Source organism: Ruegeria sp. BHSB064 (assembly GCF_059613205.1).
Window position 1 is genome coordinate 1 of sequence record NZ_JBXWSB010000085.1, and the last position, 20,646, is coordinate 20,646.

General features: G+C 54.8%; 17 protein-coding genes and 1 tRNA gene. 17 read left to right on the forward strand and 1 reads right to left on the reverse strand.

All coding sequences use genetic code 11. The annotated features are described in order from the left end of the window. The 7 genes from AC2FNU_RS17615 to AC2FNU_RS17645 all read left to right on the forward strand — a co-directional run. Positions 1-454 (forward strand): ABC transporter permease subunit (locus AC2FNU_RS17615; RefSeq protein ID WP_496790925.1); only part of this gene is annotated, 454 nt, incomplete at its 5' end. A 12-nt stretch (positions 455-466) separates the two neighbouring features. After that, complete coding sequence (locus tag AC2FNU_RS17620) at positions 467-2,278, forward strand: ABC transporter permease subunit (protein ID WP_496790927.1); 1,812 nt, start codon at positions 467-469, stop codon at positions 2,276-2,278. Further along, positions 2,271-2,969 (forward strand): ABC transporter ATP-binding protein, encoded by a 699-nt coding sequence (locus AC2FNU_RS17625; protein WP_496790930.1) that lies wholly within the window; start codon positions 2,271-2,273, stop codon positions 2,967-2,969. The genes AC2FNU_RS17620 and AC2FNU_RS17625 overlap by 8 nt, the downstream gene beginning before the upstream one ends. A 1-nt stretch (position 2,970) precedes the next feature. After that, positions 2,971-3,120 (forward strand): hypothetical protein, encoded by a 150-nt coding sequence (locus AC2FNU_RS17630; protein ID WP_496790933.1) that lies wholly within the window; start codon positions 2,971-2,973, stop codon positions 3,118-3,120. Continuing rightward, positions 3,104-4,465, forward strand: coding sequence for an amidase (locus tag AC2FNU_RS17635; protein WP_496790938.1), 1,362 nt, complete (start codon positions 3,104-3,106; stop codon positions 4,463-4,465). Before AC2FNU_RS17630 ends, AC2FNU_RS17635 begins: the two co-directional genes overlap by 17 nt. A 3-nt stretch (positions 4,466-4,468) precedes the next feature. Then, positions 4,469-5,605 carry a transporter substrate-binding domain-containing protein gene (locus tag AC2FNU_RS17640; protein WP_496790942.1) on the forward strand — a complete coding sequence of 379 codons (1,137 nt, stop codon included), beginning with the start codon at positions 4,469-4,471 and terminating at the stop codon, positions 5,603-5,605. 44 nt (positions 5,606-5,649) lie between these two features. Continuing rightward, entirely contained in the window at positions 5,650-6,195 is a 546-nt protein-coding gene (locus tag AC2FNU_RS17645; protein WP_496790944.1) for an ANTAR domain-containing response regulator, read from the forward strand. A gap of 452 nt (positions 6,196-6,647) precedes the next feature. Here AC2FNU_RS17645 and AC2FNU_RS17650 read toward each other — a convergent pair. Next, positions 6,648-6,732: transfer RNA gene (locus AC2FNU_RS17650), tRNA-Leu, on the reverse strand. Between the two features lie 709 nt (positions 6,733-7,441). Between AC2FNU_RS17650 and AC2FNU_RS17655 the strand changes: the two genes are divergently transcribed. The 10 genes from AC2FNU_RS17655 to AC2FNU_RS17700 form a co-directional block, all read left to right on the forward strand. Beyond that, positions 7,442-7,864, forward strand: a complete 423-nt coding sequence (locus tag AC2FNU_RS17655) for a hypothetical protein (protein ID WP_496790946.1) — start codon at positions 7,442-7,444, stop codon at positions 7,862-7,864. Between the two features lie 2 nt (positions 7,865-7,866). Further along, a complete protein-coding gene (locus AC2FNU_RS17660; protein WP_496790949.1) occupies positions 7,867-9,879 on the forward strand; it encodes a dynamin family protein in 2,013 nt (670 codons plus the stop codon). A gap of 8 nt (positions 9,880-9,887) precedes the next feature. Then, entirely contained in the window at positions 9,888-11,630 is a 1,743-nt protein-coding gene (locus AC2FNU_RS17665) for a dynamin family protein (protein WP_496790953.1), read from the forward strand. Positions 11,631-11,682: 52 nt separating this feature from the next. Then, positions 11,683-12,084 carry a hypothetical protein gene (locus AC2FNU_RS17670; protein ID WP_496790954.1) on the forward strand — a complete coding sequence of 134 codons (402 nt, stop codon included), beginning with the start codon at positions 11,683-11,685 and terminating at the stop codon, positions 12,082-12,084. A 23-nt stretch (positions 12,085-12,107) separates the two neighbouring features. Continuing rightward, the gene (locus AC2FNU_RS17675; RefSeq protein ID WP_496790957.1) at positions 12,108-12,980 is read left to right on the forward strand and encodes a hypothetical protein; all 873 of its coding nucleotides are present in this window, start codon (positions 12,108-12,110) and stop codon (positions 12,978-12,980) included. 66 nt (positions 12,981-13,046) lie between these two features. After that, complete coding sequence (locus tag AC2FNU_RS17680) at positions 13,047-15,089, forward strand: dynamin family protein (protein ID WP_496790961.1); 2,043 nt, start codon at positions 13,047-13,049, stop codon at positions 15,087-15,089. Next, positions 15,086-16,372: a dynamin family protein gene (locus AC2FNU_RS17685; protein WP_496790963.1), complete on the forward strand. Its 1,287-nt coding sequence runs from the start codon at positions 15,086-15,088 to the stop codon at positions 16,370-16,372. The genes AC2FNU_RS17680 and AC2FNU_RS17685 overlap by 4 nt, the downstream gene beginning before the upstream one ends. 339 nt (positions 16,373-16,711) lie before the next feature. Then, on the forward strand, positions 16,712-18,856 hold the full coding sequence (locus AC2FNU_RS17690; RefSeq protein ID WP_496790966.1) for a serine/threonine protein kinase: 2,145 nt from the start codon (positions 16,712-16,714) through the stop codon (positions 18,854-18,856). A 202-nt stretch (positions 18,857-19,058) separates the two neighbouring features. Beyond that, on the forward strand, positions 19,059-20,087 hold the full coding sequence (locus tag AC2FNU_RS17695; RefSeq protein WP_496790968.1) for an FHA domain-containing protein: 1,029 nt from the start codon (positions 19,059-19,061) through the stop codon (positions 20,085-20,087). A 3-nt stretch (positions 20,088-20,090) separates the two neighbouring features. Beyond that, positions 20,091-20,646 (forward strand): PP2C family protein-serine/threonine phosphatase (locus AC2FNU_RS17700; RefSeq protein ID WP_496790970.1); only part of this gene is annotated, 556 nt, incomplete at its 3' end.

Below are 20,646 nucleotides of genomic sequence, written 5' to 3' on the forward strand. Positions count from 1 at the left end.
TCCCATTGCGATGATCTTCGTTGCGGCAGTCATGCTGGCCTTCGTCTATTTCCTGATGACGCACACCGTCTACGGCATGAAGGCGCGGGCCTCGATCCAAGAGCCGCAGATGGCCCAAGCGATCGGGATCGACTCTTCCCGTGTGAACACGATGACGTTTGCCATCGGTTGCGGTTTGGCCGGATTTGCCGGCGCGATCCTGTTGCCGATCATCCCTGCTACACCGTCCATGGGTTTGTTCTTTGCTGTAAAGGGTTTCCTGACGGTCGTAGTGGCTGGGCCCGTGGCCCTGACTGGTAGTGCAATCACAGCGCTCGGCCTAGGCGGTGGTGCATCTGTTACTGCCAGCTTCATGACATCCGTGGTCGGCGATGTCTTTTTCTTCCTCATGACCGCCCTTCTGCTTTGGCTCTACCCCTTGGGTATTTCCGCCAATTGGCGTCGCAAATTGTAAGGGGCGCCTAAAATGTTTGAAAAACTTCACAGTAATGCCGGACTGATTTTCCCGCTCATCGTAGCTGGCGCTGCCCTGGCTTTTTCCGGCGCGCTTGATCCCTATCTCGCCTTCGTGGCCACCTCTTGGGTGATCTTTGGCCTGCTGGGCCTCAGCCTTGATGTCATTTGGGGTCGAGGCGGCTTCCTAAGCCTGGCACAGACTGCCTTCTACGGGTTGGGTGGCTACCTCGGCGCCGTGATCGCGATTAATTTCGCTCCATCGCTGGGTCTGTCTTTACTTTGGGCGCTGCCATCCGCTGCTGTCTTTGGCGCACTTATTGCCGCAGCGCTTGGTTACCTGATCTTCTTCTCGCGTATGGGGGAGCTTCAAAGCACGATCCTTTCCTACACTTTCACGCTCTTGCTTTGGTCGGTCACACAGACGTTTAAGATTGACATCGGCGCGGCCGTCATTGGGGGTGACAACGGTTTGTCCAACATCCCCGGAATCATCCTGGGAGTTGGCGAGGAGGCAAAAAAGCTCAAGCCAAACGCGGCGTTTGCCTGCGTCGTTTTTATTAGCGCCGTCGTCTACTTCTTCACACGTTGGCTGATGCGCAGCAACTTTGGCAAGATCGTTGATTGCATTCGCATCGACATCGAGAAGACAGAACTGCTCGGCTACGATATTCGCAAGTTTCAGGTGCTGAACTTTGCGTATTCAGGTGCCGTTGCTGGTCTTGCCGGTGCTCTGTTTGCGCTCTGGGCGAATTACCTGAATCCCTCGATATTTTCAGTGCAAGAGGCTTTGCTTGTCCCGATCTATGTGCTGGTTGGCGGATTGGGAACGCTGGCCGGGCCGTTTTTGGGCGCGCTGATCATCGGTGCACTCTCATTTTGGCTTGGCGGAGGCGCAGCCGGTGGGCAGACCACGTTGATCTTAGGTGCCGTGCTGATCTTGCTTGTGATGTTTCTTCACAACGGCTTTCTCGGGGCTTTGGACAATCTTTGGAAGCGGTATCTTCCTGATCCGAACGATGCGGCACGTGATGCAGGCGCTGTAAAGATCGATACGGAAGTGCTGGATCAAATCCTGTCCGAAGCGGCCGAGCAGGCCGGTCCTGCCAAAAACCTTTCCACGGACGAAGCCTTCAAGAGTTTTGGTGGCGTAATTCCGGTCAACAAGGTGTCGCGTGAATTCAAGCCAGGCAAACCTTACTCGCTCATCGGACCCAATGGCGCAGGAAAGAGCTCCTTCTTAAAAACCTGTGTCGGTATTTACCGACCCGAGGGTGGAACAATCCTTCTAGATAATGATGACATTACCAGGGCGCAGATCTTCGACCGCGTTCACAAAGGTATGGGTGTCAAAAACCAAAAACCGCAGGTCTTTGGAGAAAACACGGTTTTTGAGAACCTCTGGATTGCAGCCTTCGCTCGCACCAAGGATCGGGCTGCCGCGGATGAGACGGCGACACGCATTCTTAACATGCTGGGCATGGAGGCGCAGAAAGCGGTTCAGGCGTCGGCTCTGTCTCACGGGCAACAGCAGTGGCTGGATATCGGCATGGTTTTGTGTCTCGCCCCACGCGTGGTGCTGTTGGATGAACCAGCGGCTGGTATGACGAACGAAGAGACACGCGAACTTTCGTTGCTAGTCAGGACACTGGCAAAGCACACAACCGTCGTCGTCGTCGAACACGATATGGAATTCGTCCGCACCCTCGAAGGGCACGTGACCGTACTGCACCAAGGCAATCTCTTTGCCGAAGGGGACATAGACACGCTCAGAGCAAATGATGCGGTCCTCGACATCTACCTGGGGAGGGGCGAGCATGTTTAAAGTGACAAACGCCACTGGTGGCTACGGCAAAACCACTATCATTCGGGACGTTTCACTGGAGGTGAAAGCAGGCGAGATCGTTGCTCTTTTGGGGCGCAACGGCGTCGGCAAGTCCACCCTGATGCGTTATGCGACCGGGCTCATTCGTGCCACATCCGGTTACGTCGAGATCGATGGAGAAATGGCTCCACCCTCTCCAGCGAAACGAGCACGGCTTGGACTTGGCTACGTTCCGCAAGGCCGCTTCGTCTTTCCACGCATGTCAGTGACAGAGAACATCGCGGTTGCCGCAGCTTCGAACGGGTTTGACGCGAAAAAAACTGTGGAAGAAATGCTGGAAGACTTTCCGCTCCTGCGTCCAAAGGCAGCCGATTTGGCCGGGGGACTCTCGGGAGGGCAACAACAGGTGCTGGCATTGGCGCGAGCTTTGGCGATCCGTCCAAAGATTCTTCTGCTGGATGAGCCAACCGAAGGGGTGCAGCCCTCGATCATCGACGAAATGGCCGGAGTTCTGAAGCGTATTAACGCGGACCGGGAGATCGCCATGCTGGTTGCTGAGCAGAATCTGGATTTCTGCCTTTCTATTTCGGAAAGAGCCTACGTCATGGAAAAGGGCGCGATCCATATGGAAACCGACCGTGACAGTCTACGCGCCGACAAGGAACTTCAGCAAGAATTGCTCGGAGTCTGACATGGCAAAGCAACTCACAGAAGATCAACAGAAACGCATTTCAGCAACGCTGAAACGCATCCGAGCAGGCCTAAACCGGGCAGAGAACGATCAGTTCGCCGAACCAGGCCACACGTTCGATCCGGAGGCTCAAAATGTCAGACATCAATGAAAGCCTTACGGATCAGATTGCCGCTTTGGCTGAGGGCCAACAGACGCCCCTCTCCCTGGCAGAGAAGGCCCTTGAGCGCGCGAATGCACTAGCCGACTTAAACGCATTTGTCGCAATTGATGAAAACATCGTCATGACTCAGGCCAAAGCGGCAACCTTACGACGCCAGAGAGGAGATCCACTCAGCCCAATCGACGGCATCCCGATCGCCGTAAAAGACAACTACCTCACGCGTGACTACCCAACGACAGCCTGTTCCAATGCGGCACCACTAGAACCAAAAGGGATTGATGCAACTGTCGTGGGCAATCTCCGGGATGCCGGTGCGACGATCTTTGGCAAGACCAATATGCATGAATGGGCATATGGCGCGACCAATACAACCTCAAATATCGGAGCCACCAGAAACCCTCATAATCATGACCATATCACTGGCGGCAGCAGCGGAGGTTCAGGTGCCGCCGTTGCGGCTGGCATCGTCAGCGCGGCCCTGGGCAGCGATACCGGCGGGTCAGTAAGAATTCCTTCATCTGCATGTGGCATCTATGGGTTCAAGCCGAGCTACGGGCGTGCCTCGCGACACGGGGTACTACCGCTAAGCTGGTCTTTAGATGCACCGGGCCCGATGGCCACGGAACTCCAAGACATCGTTCATCTTCTTCCCTATTTTCTTGGCGCCGATGCCAAAGATAGCTCAACAGCGCATGCTGAGGCATTCAAGACTGTTCCAGATGCAAAACCGGTGCATCTCATCAACCTTAGTGGACCGGGTCTAGAGCGTTCTTCTGAAGTCAACTTTGTTATCAATGACGCGCTCAGGCGGAGTGATGCCAAAGTCGGCCAGGCTTCACTGGGAGATGTCGATCAGTATTTCGCGGCTTGGGAAGCTATTCTACATTGCGAGGCTTCTGCATATCACAGCCAGCTCATGGCCGAGAATGCTGAAGGCTATAGTTCGGTCATACGAGCACACCTTGAGGCTGGTACCCAGCTCTCAGGCGTCGAACTTCTCGAAGCGCAGAAAATTCGTGCCCGCCTTGTTCAGCATCTGACAAGAGATCTGAAAGGTTGGGATGCGTTGGTTCTCCCAACTTTACCGGTGCCTGCACCTGCACACGGTGAAGACTGGCAAGAATTTGGGAAGCGCAAAGTGACCACACAGGACAGCATGACCTGGTTCTGTTGGATTGGAAATTTGGCTGGTTTTCCATGTATAACGATCCCTGTCGGCACTTCGAGTAAAGGCTTACCCATTGGTATGATGCTTATGGGTCGGCCTGGACAAGATGAAGCATTACTCGCCGTCGCGAGAATAATCGATAGGTCGATCAGAAAGCAGAGATAACGCATGAAGGATACTTCGATTAAGGTGGGTGTGCTGTTTTCCCAAACCGGAAAAATGGCTGTAACAGAAACCGCGCATATCAATGGCGTCCTTCTTGCTTGTGAAGAACTCAATGCCACTGGCGGAATTCATGGACTTCCCATCGAACCGATCTTGATGAACCCAGATGGCGATGATCGCGCCTATGCCGAGATGGCCACGGATTTGCTGGTCAATTTCGGTGTCAAAACCATCTTTGGGTGTTGTCTATCGACCAGTCGGAAAGCCGTCCTGCCTCTGATCGAGCGATTTGATGGTATTCTATTCTATCCATCAGTCTACGAAGGGTTCGAATACTCCCCGAACGTGATCTATGGCGGCGCGGCCCCCAATCAGGTGGTTCCTGCCCTGCTGGAATACGTCTTCAAGAACCATGGGCAACGTATCGCCCTGATTGGCTCAGACACGCTCTATGCAAGAGAAATCAACCGCATCGTTAAGGAGTTCTTGTCGGAAAGCGGCGGTGAGGTGGTCACGGAGCACTATTTGCCTTTCGCACCGGAGGAAGGCGATGTTCTTAAAGTGCTTCAGCTTTGCGATGCGGGGAAAACTGACGTCATCCTGTCGACCGTCGTTGGTGAAGACAGCGTGGCGCTCTATGGTCTCTATTCCGAAACCGAGTTGCGGAAGAAGAACATCCCTATTGCGTCTCTAACCACCACAGAAGCAGAACTCTTGAAGGTGCCGGAGACCGCTCGTGCTGGCCATCTTTCGGTGGCCTCGTATTTTGCATCCATCGAGACGCCCCAGAACATCGCGTTTACAGAGAAATTTGCGACGAAGTACGGAGATACGGCCGCGCCAAGTGTCTATAGCGAGGTAAGCTACGCCCTTGTTCAGTTTTATGCCAATGCAGCGAAGCTCTGCGGAAAATCAGACACAGCGAGCCTCCTGAATGCGCTCTCGGGCTCTGTGTTCAAAGCACCTGGTGGCGATCTCTTTATCGACATGGAAACCAACCACTTCACGCTTCGACCCCATGTTGGCCGGTCGCGCACAGATGGCAGTTTCGAAATCGTCTGGAGCGGCCCGAAGGTGGTCGCGCCTGACCCGTATCTGGTGACATATGATCGGGCAATCGACGCGAAGGTGTTTTCTTGAGCGGTTCGTTTCAAAACCAAACGCTATTGCGCCGACTCCGGCGCATGCGAATTCTCGTCATACACCCCGATGACAGTGACCGCGAGGCTTTTGTCGCCCATCTGAAACGCATTGGATGCCAGGTTGAGATGATCTGGCCTTCCCCTGAAACCCTGCCTGACCATACAGATGCGGCTTTATTCTTGCTGGGCCAGGACAGGGATCCAAATCGAGCATCTTGGATGTCAGCGGCAGACAGCGTGACCAAGATTGCCATCATTACGTTCGAAACACCGGAAATTCTCGGCGAGTTGGAACGTCTCAATGTTCACGGTGTCATTTCTAAGCCTATAAGGCCTTTCGGGGTGCTTGCGGCCCTCACGACGGCCATGGGCCGTTCACGTCATGAAGCAACACTCAAGACGCGTATCAAATCACTGGACGATAGTTTGAAGTCACGTCGCAAGGTCGAGCAAGCGGTCACCATCTTGTCGGAAACACGCGGCATCGACGAACAGGAAGCCTATAGACGATTGAGGGAGAAATCTCAGAACTCGCAAACCAGTATTGGTGAGATCGCCGATGCGATCATTGCTACGCATGAAATCTAATTTGTTCTGGACCCAAAAATCGATTGCAAAGCGATAAACAGTCATTCGTCCGGTCGCCGCGAAATGCAGGTTTGTCCGCACTTGAGACCTTGGCCACTATCGAAATCGAGCGGGTGCAGCGAACGGCGGCTTTGCGGGCTGCGGCCGCAGAAATTCAAGTGGGTGGTGAATGTCTCTTATGGGCCGAGCGCTAGGGCAGGGTATTCTGCTGATCAATCAAACCCAAGTAAGACACACTGTGCCGGTTTCCAGGTTGCGAAGAGGCTCACTAGCTTTCTATTTTACGTCGACTTGAAATGCTTGAACGACCGAAACACTCGAAAAGCGCAAAAATCTCAAGGTGTTGAATTCATTGGGAAGCGAGTCTCAATAATTCGTTCCCATTATTTACGTACTCCGACAATCAGGCCAAAGAAGAGATCAAAGCGGTATAATCATGATTATGTTGAATGTGGTGCGGGTGGAGGGACTTGAACCCCCACGCCTTGCGGCGCCAGAACCTAAATCTGGTGCGTCTACCAATTTCGCCACACCCGCAACCAAGCGCCGCAGCGCCAGATTGGGGCGCTCATAACAAAGCTTGCGTCCGAGTGCGAGAGGTAAATTGAACCAAAACTGAACTTTGTTGTCTGGATTGAAGCATGCACTTTGTCTGTCTTGGCGTATTCGAAACACGAGGTCGATTTGTCCACCCCCAAAAGGTACCGCGAACCAAAACCTCGGAAACATCTGGTCGGATTGAGCCGTTTCGACGATGCCATTTTTCGCGGGATCGCTTCGAACGCTGCAGTTTTTCACCAACCCCGCTGACGCGTTTACGTTGAGTGATTGCTCCGCGATCCAAGAAGTTGCTTCTTTTTTGGGGTCAGTAGTGTGGCGGGAAATGTTTCTGGGTGGCTGCGGGAAATTACTCTAAGCACCCTGCCAGCGCAACATTAACTCCAAAATTATGTAATAATTACAGTGTGTTGATTAAGAATACCTCGCAGATTCTGAGCCAACCTGCTTTAAGGTCCGCTGTTGTGCCTCCATCTTAAGACGAAGTACGTCCTACTCGCATGGGTTGAGGCATTCTTATGTGAGGCCGCCATGAAGCCGCCACATTTCAACCGCCAAAAAATCTTATTCGCGTCAAATAAAGACCGCCTTGCAGGTCCTTCTTGTTTGTAAGGAGTTAATGAGTCTTTTCCGCCAATTTGGCACCGGTACGAGTTTTCTGCTCAACTCCAGTACAAGGTTTTCTGCTGTGACCGATCTGAATTCCTCCGTTGCCACCGAACAAGACGCTGTCTTCTTCGCTCGCGAAAGCTTTCTTGGTGAACTCAAGACGCTGAACCGTGATCATCCCAATACAGGTTTTGGAATTTCGCTGCGCACCCACTCGGGCGAACACTATCTTTTGGCAAATGCCAGAATGCCTTTGCCTGCCGCGAAGTCACATGGGTTTCCAACCGGACGACGTGTCGCGCGGCTTGAAAACGGCGACCGATTTAGCTCGATCGAAGTCTTGGCGGATTCCAAAGCTTACGAAACCATTTCTCCGCGTGCTGAGGCCGAGATTTTGGGCAATGCCCTGGATCTGATCGCACGCATCGACACATTGACAAGCATCCCTACGGGACGCGTTTCACACGAGCCCCAGATTGCTGCTACGGGAACCGGAGGTTAAGCATGGCGCGCAACGATCACCTTTTGTCTGTCGGCAACGAAGCACTGGCACCGATGACCTCTGCCATGACTTCGCTGACGGCGCAGATCGATCAACTGACTGAGGTGGCTGATGCGCGCTCCTCGGCACGTCTGGCCACCCTCAAGACGCGGATGGAAAACTTTACCGCCAGCATCACGATGGTGGGTCAGGTCAAAGCAGGCAAGTCATCAATTGTAAATATTCTGGCCGGGCGCCCTGCCCTGCTGCCGTCGGACGTCAACCCATGGACATCCGTCGTCACAACTTTGAACATAAATACGCGTCCGCCGGGTGACACCAAGGCCAAGTTTACATTCTTTGAGCAGGAAGAATGGGACAACCTGATGGTTGGCGGTGGTCGTCTGGGCGAATTGGCGAACCGGGCTGGCGCAGATGACGAGATGGACGACATCCGCCGCCAGATTGGCGAGATGAAAGCCAAGTCCGAAGAACGCCTTGGCAAGCACTTTGACTTGATCCTGGGTCAGAGCCATCAGTACGATCACTTCGACGAAGAACTGATCCAACGCTATGTATGCCTGGGCGACGAAGACGACCCGGATATCGATCCGAAAACCGGTCGGTTTGCCGACGTCACAAAATCGGCCGAGCTGTACATGGATATTCCGCAATATCCTATCGCGCTCAAGCTGTGTGACACACCGGGTGTCAACGATACATTCATGGTGCGCGAACAGATCACGCTGCGCAGTCTGCGTGGTTCTGAGGTCTGTGTTGTGGTCCTGGCGGCCAGCCAAGCGCTGACCACAATGGATATGGCTCTGATGCGCATTATTGCGCAGTTCGAAAACCGTCAGATTGTTCTGTTCGTCAACCGGATTGACGAACTTTCTGATCCAGTCAATCAAGTTCCAGAAATCCGCGATCGCATTCAGGATACGCTGAAGCAAAACAATATCGACACCAATACCAGCGTGGTGTTTGGCAGCGCTTTGTGGGCCGAGGCAGCGTTGACCGGGAACCCGGACATTCTGACCGAAGAGTCGCGCGAAGCCCTAAATACATTCTACTTGGCCGCGGGTTTCGGTGATCAAGCGGCTTCGCTGGACAAGATTTGGGCCCTGTCCGGCCTGCCAGATCTGCTTTTGGCCATCAATGAGCGCATTGCCGAAGGTGCCGGAACGCGGCTGATGGACCGTGTGCGCCACCGCGCGCGCAACATCGCGAGCCAAATCCGTGCCACCGCGGTTGCAAAGAACCTTTCAGAAGGTGAAGGCGTTACAAGGGACCTGGATGGTGTGTCACCGGAAGACGCAATTAACACCGTGTCAGCAGAATACGAAAAGAAAGCAGCCGAACTGACAAATGCTCTGCGTGACAAGGTGCTGGAGCGTCTGAACTCGGCTGAAGCCAGCTTTGTCAAACGCGCAACAGACTCTTTGATCGCCCATCTTGAGAAAAACGGCGAGCAAGGTACATGGCAATACGACCCCGCGGGTTTGCGCACGTTGCAAAAGGCAGCCTATTTCAGCTTTGCCCGCGCGATGCGCAAAGATGCCGGGGCGCTGTATGCCACCGCAGCTGCGGATGTCGAAGCGCTGTATCACAAGATCCTGGGCAACCATCTGGGCGAGTTCAGTATCGAAGCACCTATCGTACCCCGTGTTCCACCTCCGCTGGGCATCGGCCGGACTATTGCGCTGGATCTGCAAAGCACCTGGTGGCGCCGATGGTGGCAAAGGCGCAAGGGCTTCGAGGCTTACGCTGCGGACTACACACGTCTGATCGCGTCCGAAGCCAACTCGATCACCAAGGACATTGAGGAAAATCAGATTGCTGCGGTGTTGGAAAACGTCCGCGCGACTCTGACGGACTTCATGCGCGAGCAGAAAGAAACTTTGCTGAGCATTTCGTCATCAGCTGATAAACATGCAGGCCAAACTGCAGCAGCGATGGCGGGTTTGCAGCCCCAGAAATCCAAGGACGAGATTCTGGGTGACATCCTAAAAGACCTAAGCAACGAAGCGGCATAAGTAGAAAAATGGCAAAAGATTCACAAACACGCTTTGTTTCACCGAAGGCATGGGAACGTATCGAGCAGTGGTCCCGCCGCAAGCCGGTTTTTGCCCTGATGGGCGAATTCAGTGCCGGTAAGTCTACGTTGATGAACTTTCTGTTGCGAACGCAGACCCTGCCGACGCAGGTCACTGCGACCCAACTGCCGCCGGTCTGGTTCAGTTGGGGCAATCGCGCGCCTTATGTCAAACGCCACGACGGAAGCATTGAAGTCATTGAGCTGGACGATCTGGAGACTGTTGGTGTCAACGACGCACAGTTCATACGTGTCTTCCTTGAAGCCGATATTCTTGAAGCGGTCGATCTGATCGACACACCCGGCATCTCGGATCCGAAAATCTCGACCGATGTCTGGCAACGGGCCGTCGGTCAGGCAAATGGCGTCTTGTGGTGCACACATGCGACCCAAGCCTGGCGCGAGACCGAGCGAGCGACATGGGCATCCCTGCCCGAACGCCTGCAGCACAACTCGTTGCTTTTGATCACACGTGCGGATGCGCTGAGCATCAAAGACCGTCAAAAGGTTCTGCGGCGCGTGAACCGAGAAGCGGGTCATTTGTTCAACCGCTCCATTCTGTTTTCAGCCCGTGATGCGATCGTCGCCCGAGACAAAACCGGTGACGCCGAAATGTGGTCGCGCAGCGGTGGTGGAAAGATGATCGACAGCTTCCTTGAGATCACCGAGCAGATCATGGACAACCGCGCCGATCAACTGGCCCGGTATCAAATCGACAAGAGTCAATCAGACGCGCCGAAAGTGCAGCCCACGCGGCCAGCGCGAAATTCTGACAGCGAAGCCCAGACCGAAGCCGCACCTTTACGCTTGGTTAACCCTGTTGACTCCGAAGTGTTGCCTGAGAAGGATGACGCTGCCGTCGTCACCAGCTTCCCTGTTCGCCCGGCCAGAGTGGAGCGGCGCACTGACGAAGCGGAACGCGTTCGGATCAACGCGGAAGAGGCTGAACGTTTGCGGGCCGAAATGGTCTCGGAACCCGAACCGCTCACACAAGAAGAGACTGATACAAGCGACGATTTGCGCGCCTTTTTCAAGGACACATCGAACGATCCTTTGGAACTGACCAGTGTGGCGGGGTTGGATGACACCGTCGATGAGTTCGACTTGTCTGGCGGTGCTGACTTCGAGGAAGAAACCGACGATCTTCTGGAAGAGGGTGCCGACATCGAAGACATCAGCACCAAGGTAGACGAGGACGAAACATCTGAGGGTGTTCTGGCTTCGCTGAACACATCCTTGCAAGACGAAACGATTGATAAAGACGCCTCGGTTGAGAACGTAGAAGAATCTGAAGATCGTGGGATCGAGGTCTCAGTTTCGTCCATTGCCGCTTTGATGGCAGCGCAACCCGGAAACAATGCCGACGATTATGAACCCGAGCCCGAGACCAGCGGGCTAATTGAAGCTGCCTTGCCGGATCAGGTGGACGCGGTGGACGTGAACATCGCAGTGCTGGGCGAGTTGCCTGAAGTCGCAGTTGGGGCGCCCCTGAGCGCATCGGACATGTGGCGCGAGATTGCGACCAGCGCAGATCTGCCCAAAGACGCAGATGGTCTTAAGCACGTGTTTCAGGCGTTCTTGGCAGAGTTCGACCAAATCGCGATTGAGCACAGCGAAAAGCAGACGAAGGAGGTGCTTCAATCCATTCCGAAAGCCAAAGAAAACAGCGCGGCTGAATGGCACGTATTGTAATGAAACTCGAATCGATCTACCAGATGACACTTCAATGAAAACAAGGGTTTAGATGTCAATCCAGGACGCCTTGAATACAGCGATCGAAACGATACCCGACTGCATTGCAGCCGGGTATATCGATATGGAAACCGGGATGCTTCTGGGAAGCTGCGTTTCGGACCCTGAAAACGCGGAAACGCTGGACACTTTGGCAATCGCTGTAGCCAACTTATTTCAAGGTCGCGGAGTAGCCGCGTTCGAGGCGCTCTTGCGTGAGGCCGGAGGCGAAGAATCGGAAAACGCAGGGTTTGGGGAAATCGCTGTTTTTTCAAAAGATCGCCTTAATATTTTCCTGCGGACCAAGGAATATCCTGATCACGTGCTCTGCTATATCTGCCGCAACAGCGCAAATGTCGGTTTAGCGCTTACGAAATCACATCTCAGTCTGGGGCCGGTCGCGGCCGCAGTTTGAACGGGACCAGAGGGGGTCACGGTATGATGGACACTGACATTCTTGACATGCTCGAAGACATCGGGCGGTCCTCGGTTGCGCGGCTTTCACCAGCTGTAACGATCGCGGGGGATACGGCTGCGGCGCGGCGTACCGCTGTTTTACGCGCTATTCGTGGTACTGTTCTGCCTCGTCGGCTGGAATTTACGGCTTCTAATGGTGCATGTCTGGCCATCGAAGTGAATAGTTCACGCGTCACAGACGTTTTCCAGGTGCCGACTGGGCCGAAGCCGGACTTCGAAACCGAAGCACGCGGTGAGTTGGTCGAAAAACTGGCTCAACTTGTGTCTGACATCGCAAACGCCCCTGCCCCGCTGGAAATGAAGTCCGGCAAGCCAGATTCAGATCTTGAGGCCGACGACGTCGGCTTGACCTATAGTGAAATCGAAGGGGCCTGCGCTGCTATTGAACTGCCTGCCGAACCGATAGTTTCGGTGGTGCCGGATGTGGAGACGCCGATTGAGGACGAACCTGCACCGGCTCAGATCGAAGATGCTGAAACACTTCTGGCCCAACTGTTTTTTGATGGCGCCAGCCGTTTTGCATCTGGCCGCGTTTTGATTGACAGCGCTGAAAAAACCGCCCTGTCCTATGCTGACTCTTGTGAGCATTCTGAAAACATGCACCCCGACCAGAACGTTATTGCGCGTTTTGCTGCAGATCTTGCAGGCTGGGACAACGACACCCGGGACGAGTTCGACGGCCCCCACCTTATCGTCATGCGCCCATCTGGAGGTAAGGGCGCTGGAATGGCCGCGCTCAGCGACAGCGGGCAGATCGCCGTTGCTATCCACGACGCGCGCAAACTGGGGGCAGTCGTCAATCTGTGGACGTCTTTACAGGGGGAAAAGGAATGACTTTGCCCCAAGCATTCAAATTTTCGATTAATTCAATCCGATTTTGTGTGACCAAGGTAGTGAGTAATGAGTGAAACACATCGCCGCGAGCTTATTCGCATCGCAGAGGACATGAACGAAACCAGCAATGATGAAACGCGTCATTTCATTTCGCGTATCATCGGCGACCTGGGAAACCTGAAGCCGTCAATCGCCTTTGTCGGGCAGATCAAAGCTGGTAAATCCCGTCTGATCAACGGGTTCACAGGACAGGCAGAGTATCTGCCGTCTGACGTCAACCCATGGACTACCGTGATCACCGATATGCATTTTGGCCATCCATCCGGCCGCTCTGATGGTGCCGAATTTCATTTCTTCGACAACCACCAATGGCAATCCCTGATCGCTGAAGGTGAAGAACTGCGCAACATGTTCCCCGATGATGAGGACAGTTACAAGCGCGAGATGATCGAAGAACAGGTCGAAGCCATGAAGACCCGGGCACGTCTGCGCTTGGGTGACAGCTACGAGCAGTTGTTGGGGCAACACCACGATCTGGACGAGCTGAACTCGGACGACCTGGCGCGTTACGTCTGCGCGGGGGATGATCCTGCTGAAGATGGTAGCGTTGACCCCGGCAGTGATCGTGGGCTCTACAGCGACATCACACGCAAGGCTGAAGTCTATTTTGACCTTGGGCATTTCCCGTTCCCCCTGACCGTCACGGATACTCCGGGTGTCAATGACCCGCTGCTGATCCGCGAAGAGATTTCGCGCCAATACCTCAAGGAATCCGATTTCTTTGTGGTGGTTCTGTCCGCTCATCAGGCTTTGTCGCGTGCAGACCTGAAACTATTCCGTCTGATGCAAGCGTTGGAACTTGGTCAGATTGTTGTCTTCGTCAACCGTGTGGATGAGTTGGGTGGCGGGCCCGAAGATGCGGCCAAGGTCCGACTTGATGTTCTGGACGGGCTGGAAAAAGCGCTTGGCAATTCTGATATCGATGTGCTGATGGGCAGTGCTCAGTGGGCCCACTATGCACTGACCGGCGATGAAACCGGTGTGAATCATGATCATGTTCTGGCGTGGCTGCGGGCGCATCCGGAACAGATGAAACAGTACTTGAACGGCGTGGCCGAGATCAAACAAGGTCCAGGTCCGATCAGTCGAGAGGCCGTATTGCGCTTTGCCGCGATGATCGCCTCTGGTCTGCCTGATCTGCGCCGTCACGTCACCAAAGCCCTGACGGACGGGCCAATTGACGAACAGCTTCGTATGGCGTGGCAGCACCTTGACAGTTTTGCACGGGGTGAGCTTGAGCGGTCTCAGGTTCATTTGCGCGCGCTGAAGGACGAAAACAGCCCGGGTACGCGCAACACTGAAGACAGTGACAAAACGCTTGGTGAGTTGCGCAAGCTGATTGCCGACAAAACCCAGGAAATCACGCGCGACATGGATGATGTACTGTCCAACCTGCGTGGTGTGATGGATGACACGGTTGCTGAATCCGTCTCGGCGGTGGTGCGTGGTCCAAATGGTCAATCGCCTCTGTTGGCCAAAGGGGGCGCAACTGAGCTGAACTTTACCCCGTTGCGCGAACACATGCGGGAACTGGTGCAAGGTGCATCGCAAGTGGTCCGCCAGCGCATGCTGAGCGAACTCTATGCGATCGACATGCAATGCAACGCAGCTTTACGCGCATTGCCGGGTTGGCAAGAGCCCGTCGACAACCGCATGAACACCAGCGCAGTTCGCTGGTTCAGGCCAGACACCACTGCCCTCACCCGTGGAATTACGGTTGAATTGCGTGTAAACTGGTTGTCGCGCCTGATCTCGCGCAACAGCGTCGTGACGCGGGCAGAACGAATGATTGTGCAAGAGTTCGAGTTGATTGGTGACGATTTGATCGACACCACGCGCGACAACTTGCTGGAACGGCTGAACACGGTTTTGGATCACTATGTCGCGCTGTTGGCGGGTCATTTTGAACACCGTTCCGGTGCCGGTGAATTGAATGCTCAGGCCGAAGCCCAAGCTGCGTTCGACCGGGCGCGTCGTATTGCGTCGGACCTTGAAAGCGTCTTTGGAACAGGCAATGCGGACGAACGACAAGCAGAGGCTGCGGAATGATTGAATTTCCCGGAACCGAACAGGAAGTGCGCCAGCTGGAGCGTTTTCTGACCGCGACTGAAAACCTGTCGTCGGATGGGACGCTGGAGGATATGCGCGCAAGGGCTCTGGCCCACGCTGAACGGCTGTCCAACGCGGTCAATATCGGGTTTGCCGGGGAATTTGGTGCGGGCAAGTCGAGCCTCGCAAACATGCTGGCCGGTGCAGATATTCTGCCCACCGGTCCGCAGCATCTTAAACTGCCGCTGGTGATTGTGGCTTATGCCGAGACGCCTGAAACAACTGTGGGCTGGTGGAATAAAGAGCCGAAAACATATTCCGGGATCGCCCTTGAAAAAGCGGCAGCGGATGAGCCTGATTTCATCTCGGTGGGGATCAATACGCCTGCGCTTAAGGAAATCTCACTGTTTGATCTTCCTGGTTCGGGTGCGTTGGACGACACCTACAAAGATACACTGGATCTGCTGAAATTTGTCGACTGCGCGATCTGGTGCACAAACGGTACAAACGCGTGGCGCGAGACTGAGCGCCACCTGTGGTCGAAAGTGCCACCTGAACTGCGCGCTAATAGCCTGCTTGCTGTAACTCACGCAGACTTGCCGCCGGTACAGGGGTCACTGGACCGCGTTTTGGCACGCCTCAACAAGGAAAAAGCGGGGATGTTCCGCGAGGTTGTTCCGATTGGCACTCCGGTGGCGGTGAAGGCAATGGCCCAAGAGCCGGAACCCGACTTCGCACTTTGGGAAACTTGCGGCGGACAAAATCTTGCGGAACAAGTTCTGGACGTGGCCTCGAACCGGCGTCGCAGTGATCTGGAGGCCGCTCGGAAAGACTTGCAGGATGAATTCCTGCCGTATCTTGAAGAGCTACAGGGGCCCGAGCCGGAACCGGCTCTTTCCGATACAGAAACCATGCAAACTGCGCTTGGCTCTGCCCTGCCCCCCTTGAACAACCCCATTCTTGAAGACTGGCTGGCCGCGATTGCAAGCATCTACGAAGATTTGCGCGAGTCCTCGGATATTGAACCCGCCGCCTTCTTGCAAAGCTGTCAGGAGATTGTCGAAGACTTTGCGGAACGGCTTGAGCAAGGGGGCGAAATTGACCCTGAAGCGGATTGGATTCCTGCCGAGTTTGAAAAGGCCACCGACTTGCTACTGCTGTTGCAGTTCGAAAGTGGCGATGCACCCCTAAAGGACGCAATCAGCATACTTGCGCAGTTGGGTGACAACCTGGCATGGGCCGGTAGCTCGGTTGCAGCAGCTCAGTCCAAAACCGGAACCTGATAATCTCGCGTTAAGATTGAACGCTATTCAGCGATTCGAAGGGCCGAGGAATCGGCCCTTTATTGTTTCGAATTTGTAGACCAACCGGCAAAAATGGGGGTGTACGTTTTCAATGCCACCGCCCCATTTATCAACATATAGTATCAAGGCCGCACTTGAAACTATATATGCCACAGATCGTAAAACGATCCATAGTGAAGCCATCAGGCGGCCCCAATAAAGTCAAATTTGAAACGTCTAACCGTTCTTAAGTGTCCTGCGGTTGTTTTTGGTTGTGAGTTCGTGGGCTGTTGGCCCTGTTAGATTTAGCCGCAAAACGAGTAGAACGGGCGGATTGAAATGAGCCACAACCAGGCTGTCGGTGCGACGCACGACGAACCCAAAATTGAAGGATTGCAACCGGGCGCAAAATTGCTGCGCGGTCAGTATGAGATCCTCCGCTTCCTAAGCAACGGGGGATTTGGGATCACCTATCTTGCGCGCGACAGCCTGGAGCGCGACGTGGTGATCAAAGAGTGTTTCCCCGGTGCATTGTGCCGACGCAACGGTGATCTGGTCGAACCAAACGACCCCTCTTACAAGGAAGACCTGCGCGCGATCATTGACCTGTTTATTCAGGAAGCCCGTAATCACGCACGCCTTGTGCATCCCAACATCGTCGATGTTCACCAGGTGTTTGAAGACAATGACACCGCATACATCGCAATGGATCTGATCCGTGGTTGCGATTTGCTGGACTATGTTGAAAACCCGGAAAACGACGCTGGCCCCGACTTTATCGTGCAAGTCACGGAAAAGATGCTGTCTGCGGTTTCGTTCATCCACCAAAGCGGCATGTTGCACCGCGACATTTCACCAGACAACATCCTGATCGATGAGAATGGCGATCCGGTCCTGATCGACTTTGGTGCAGCGCGGGAACAGGCGGCAAACAAATCTGCGGCCTTGCTCACCCTTCGTGTCATCAAAGACGGTTATTCTCCGCACGAATTCTATGTACGGGGTGCGGAACAAGGGCCTAGCAGCGACCTGTATGTACTGGCTGCAACGCTTTACCATGCCATCAGTGGGGAACGCCCGGTCGATGGTCAGAGCCGATTGAACGCCTTTAACAACGGACAGGATGATCCCTATACCCCGCTTACGGGTCGTTTCGAAGGGTATCCCGAAGGATTCCTTGAGGCGATTGACAAGGCTATGGAAGTTCACACGACAGATCGCTTGCAGACAGCGCTGGATTGGCTGCGCATGTTCCGTGGTCCGGGTGTTATGTTTGATACCTTTGCCTATCGCCCGGTCTCGGTGATCGTCGGGATGGACCGGAAGGACAAAGAAGAAGAAAAGGCGCGGATCAAGGCGGAAAGTGAAAACGCCGAGGCCGTTGTAACCGCACTTCTGGCCGGGAACCCTGATATCGTTGTTGGAAACGATGACAAGAAAAATGCGGATCTGGCGAAAATCGCCGCGAAAGAAGAAACGCCGGTTGCCGTCGATACCGTTGTTCAAAGCGGCTCGGGTGGCAGCGGCAAACTGATCGCAGGTGTTGCTGTAGTTGCGGTCGCTCTGGCGGCAGGTGGATACTTTGCGATGTCTGGTGATCAGCCTGAAGCACAGGCTGAAGCGCCAGTTACGCAAGCTGCTGACGAGGTCCAGACAGCCGAAGCTACAGCGCCGGAAGAGTCCGAGGCTGAAGTCGCAGCAGCGCCAGAGCCTGAACCTACACCGGCACCAGAAGAGCCTGTCGAGCAGGCACAAGCCGAGTCTGCGGGGGCAGCTGTCACAGAAACAGCGCCCGCGACCCCTGATGCGTCGGAAGCCGAGGCTCAAGTCGCTACCGCCGCAGAAGCAGAACCAGAGGTCGCCGCGTCCAGTGCTGTACCAGCGGAGCAGCAAGTATCTTTTGCCCATTGGGATGTAGAAATTCCTTTCCAGACATCTCGCCGCCGCGGTTCGACCGGACCTACTATCGCTGTGACTGGCCTCAACCCAAATCAGGACATGAGTGTGATTGGCGATTGGGTGCAGCGCGGGGCCGTGATCTTTACTCTGAACGGCAATCCCATCCGCGAGGACGTCTCTTTTGCGGCTCAGGTATTGGACAAGTTGAGCATAGACCCGGACGGCTATACCCGTGTGGCCGCCCGCTATCGTCCGCTTGGGCAGACCCGGGCACAAAACGGTCTGCTTGCCCTGCCAGTGGTGCGCTCAGTCGGGCTTGAAAACGGATATACCTTTACCGTCAGCAGCTCGGGTGACGAGGGATGGAAAACTGTGGTGGACACTGTTCCATCCGATGCCGCAGGCGGCCTGCAAAGAGGTGACGTTCTGCTGAGCGAAAGCCAGTCCCGTATGAACCTGGATGGATCGGAAAGCCTGGATGCGATGCTTGCAGAGTTGGTCGCTGAAGGTCAGCCGGAAGCAAATCTAACCGTCCTGCGTAACGGTGCTGAAGCCGCTGCAACCATGCAGCTTGCACAGGAGTGATCTGACCGGTTCGTTTGTGATCTGCCAGTGTGTGTTTGCTGAGGGTGACATCCAGTTTTGTCACCCCGGCGGGGACCGGCCCGCCGCAGAGAGTACCAGTTTCCTTGAGTACCCGATGAGTGTCTCCGCGCATGTGTGTGCGGGATAAGTAGCAGCTTACGGCACAGGAATTCCGTGCCGCCAAATCAAAGGTGTCGACACCATGTTCAAATACAAAAGCCCTCTGAGCCGGCTTCTAGAAGGTGCCGGCAAATCCAAAGAAGAAGATGCTGCGGAATCCACAGACGCGGTAGAAACCCCTGCGGCTGAAGGTGAAAAACAAGAGCCGATAGCGGATTTTAACGCTCTGCGGGCAGCGCTGGCTGGTGGGAACATGACGTCCGAGTCTTACGAGGAAACGGATGAGCTGATCCCCGAAGAGAAAATGCCCGAATTCGAAGAGGGCGAGGTCGCCGAGCACGTCGAAGAATCCATTTTCGCCGAAGACACAGCAAGCGAGGATGACGCGCCGGAAGAAATTCTGACCGCTGAGATCGCTGAGGAAGAGGAAGCGGTCGAAGACGAACAGATCATCACCTTGCATGTTGCCGAAGACCCGGCACCAACCCCGGTGGACGAGACCCCAACAAGCGCTGTGGTTGAAACCGTGGAACCAGAAGCTGAGGAAGTGGCGACCGAAGTTGCTGAGGCTCCGGTGCAAGAGCCGGAACAGACCGTTGAACCGGTTGCTGAGGCCGTCCAACCGGCAGCTCCTGCTCCCGCTCCGACGGAAGACCGCCGCTCGCGTGTCAAAACAACCTTCTTGGGTTTTGAGCGTGCAGATACGCATGTTCAGGAATTGATCGAAACCTCGGAACCCGTCGCCAAGACTGAAGCCGCACAAGAGACCTTCCCTGTCGGCTGGCTGGTCGTTACGTCCGGTCCCGGTCGGGGTGCCAGCATCACTTTGACCGAAGGTCTGATGCAGATCGGTCGAAACGATGACCAGGCTATTCAACTCGACTTCGGCGACACCGGTATCTCACGTTCGAACCATGCCGTCATTGCTTATGACCCCGAAGATCGAAAATGTTACCTGGGTCATGGCGGCAAGGCCAACCTTGTGCGTCTGAACGGCAAGCCCGTTCTGAGCACCGTCGCATTGTCCAGCGGGGATCTGATCCGCATCAGCGAAACTTCCATCCGATTTACGGCCTTCTGCGACGAAGGTTTTGATTGGCGGGATTCCTGATAGATGCTGGCAACTCCGGCATATGATGTTGCGCTGATCCTGAACCAGGGTCAGCGAGAGACGCAGGAAGACGCCATCGCGGCGCGCATGTTCGATGCGTCGGATGCGGGCTATATTGTGATAGCCGATGGTATGGGCGGTCACGAAGCGGGCGAAGTTGCTTCTGAGATGGTGATTTCAGCATGGCGTGACGCGCTGGACGCTGAACTTGAAGCAGAAACGCTGAATGAACGGTCCGTGATTGATGCCCTTCCAATGGCAGCCATGCAGGCAAACGCCGCCATTGCGAACCATAACGAGGCACAGGGACAGGGCTTTAACATGGGCTCGACCTTGTTGGGTGTTCTGCTTCTGGGGCAGCGTGTGTTCTGGATTTCTATCGGGGACAGCCCTTTGTTTCTGTTCCGCGATGGCACGTTGTCTCAGGTCAATGAAGACCACTCAATGGCACCCGTGATCGATGCAAAACTGGCCGCTGGAGAGATCACAGAAGCTGAAGCGCGGGATTTGGACCGTAACCAGCTGACATCCGTGATCATGGGTGGCGCCATTCCCAAAG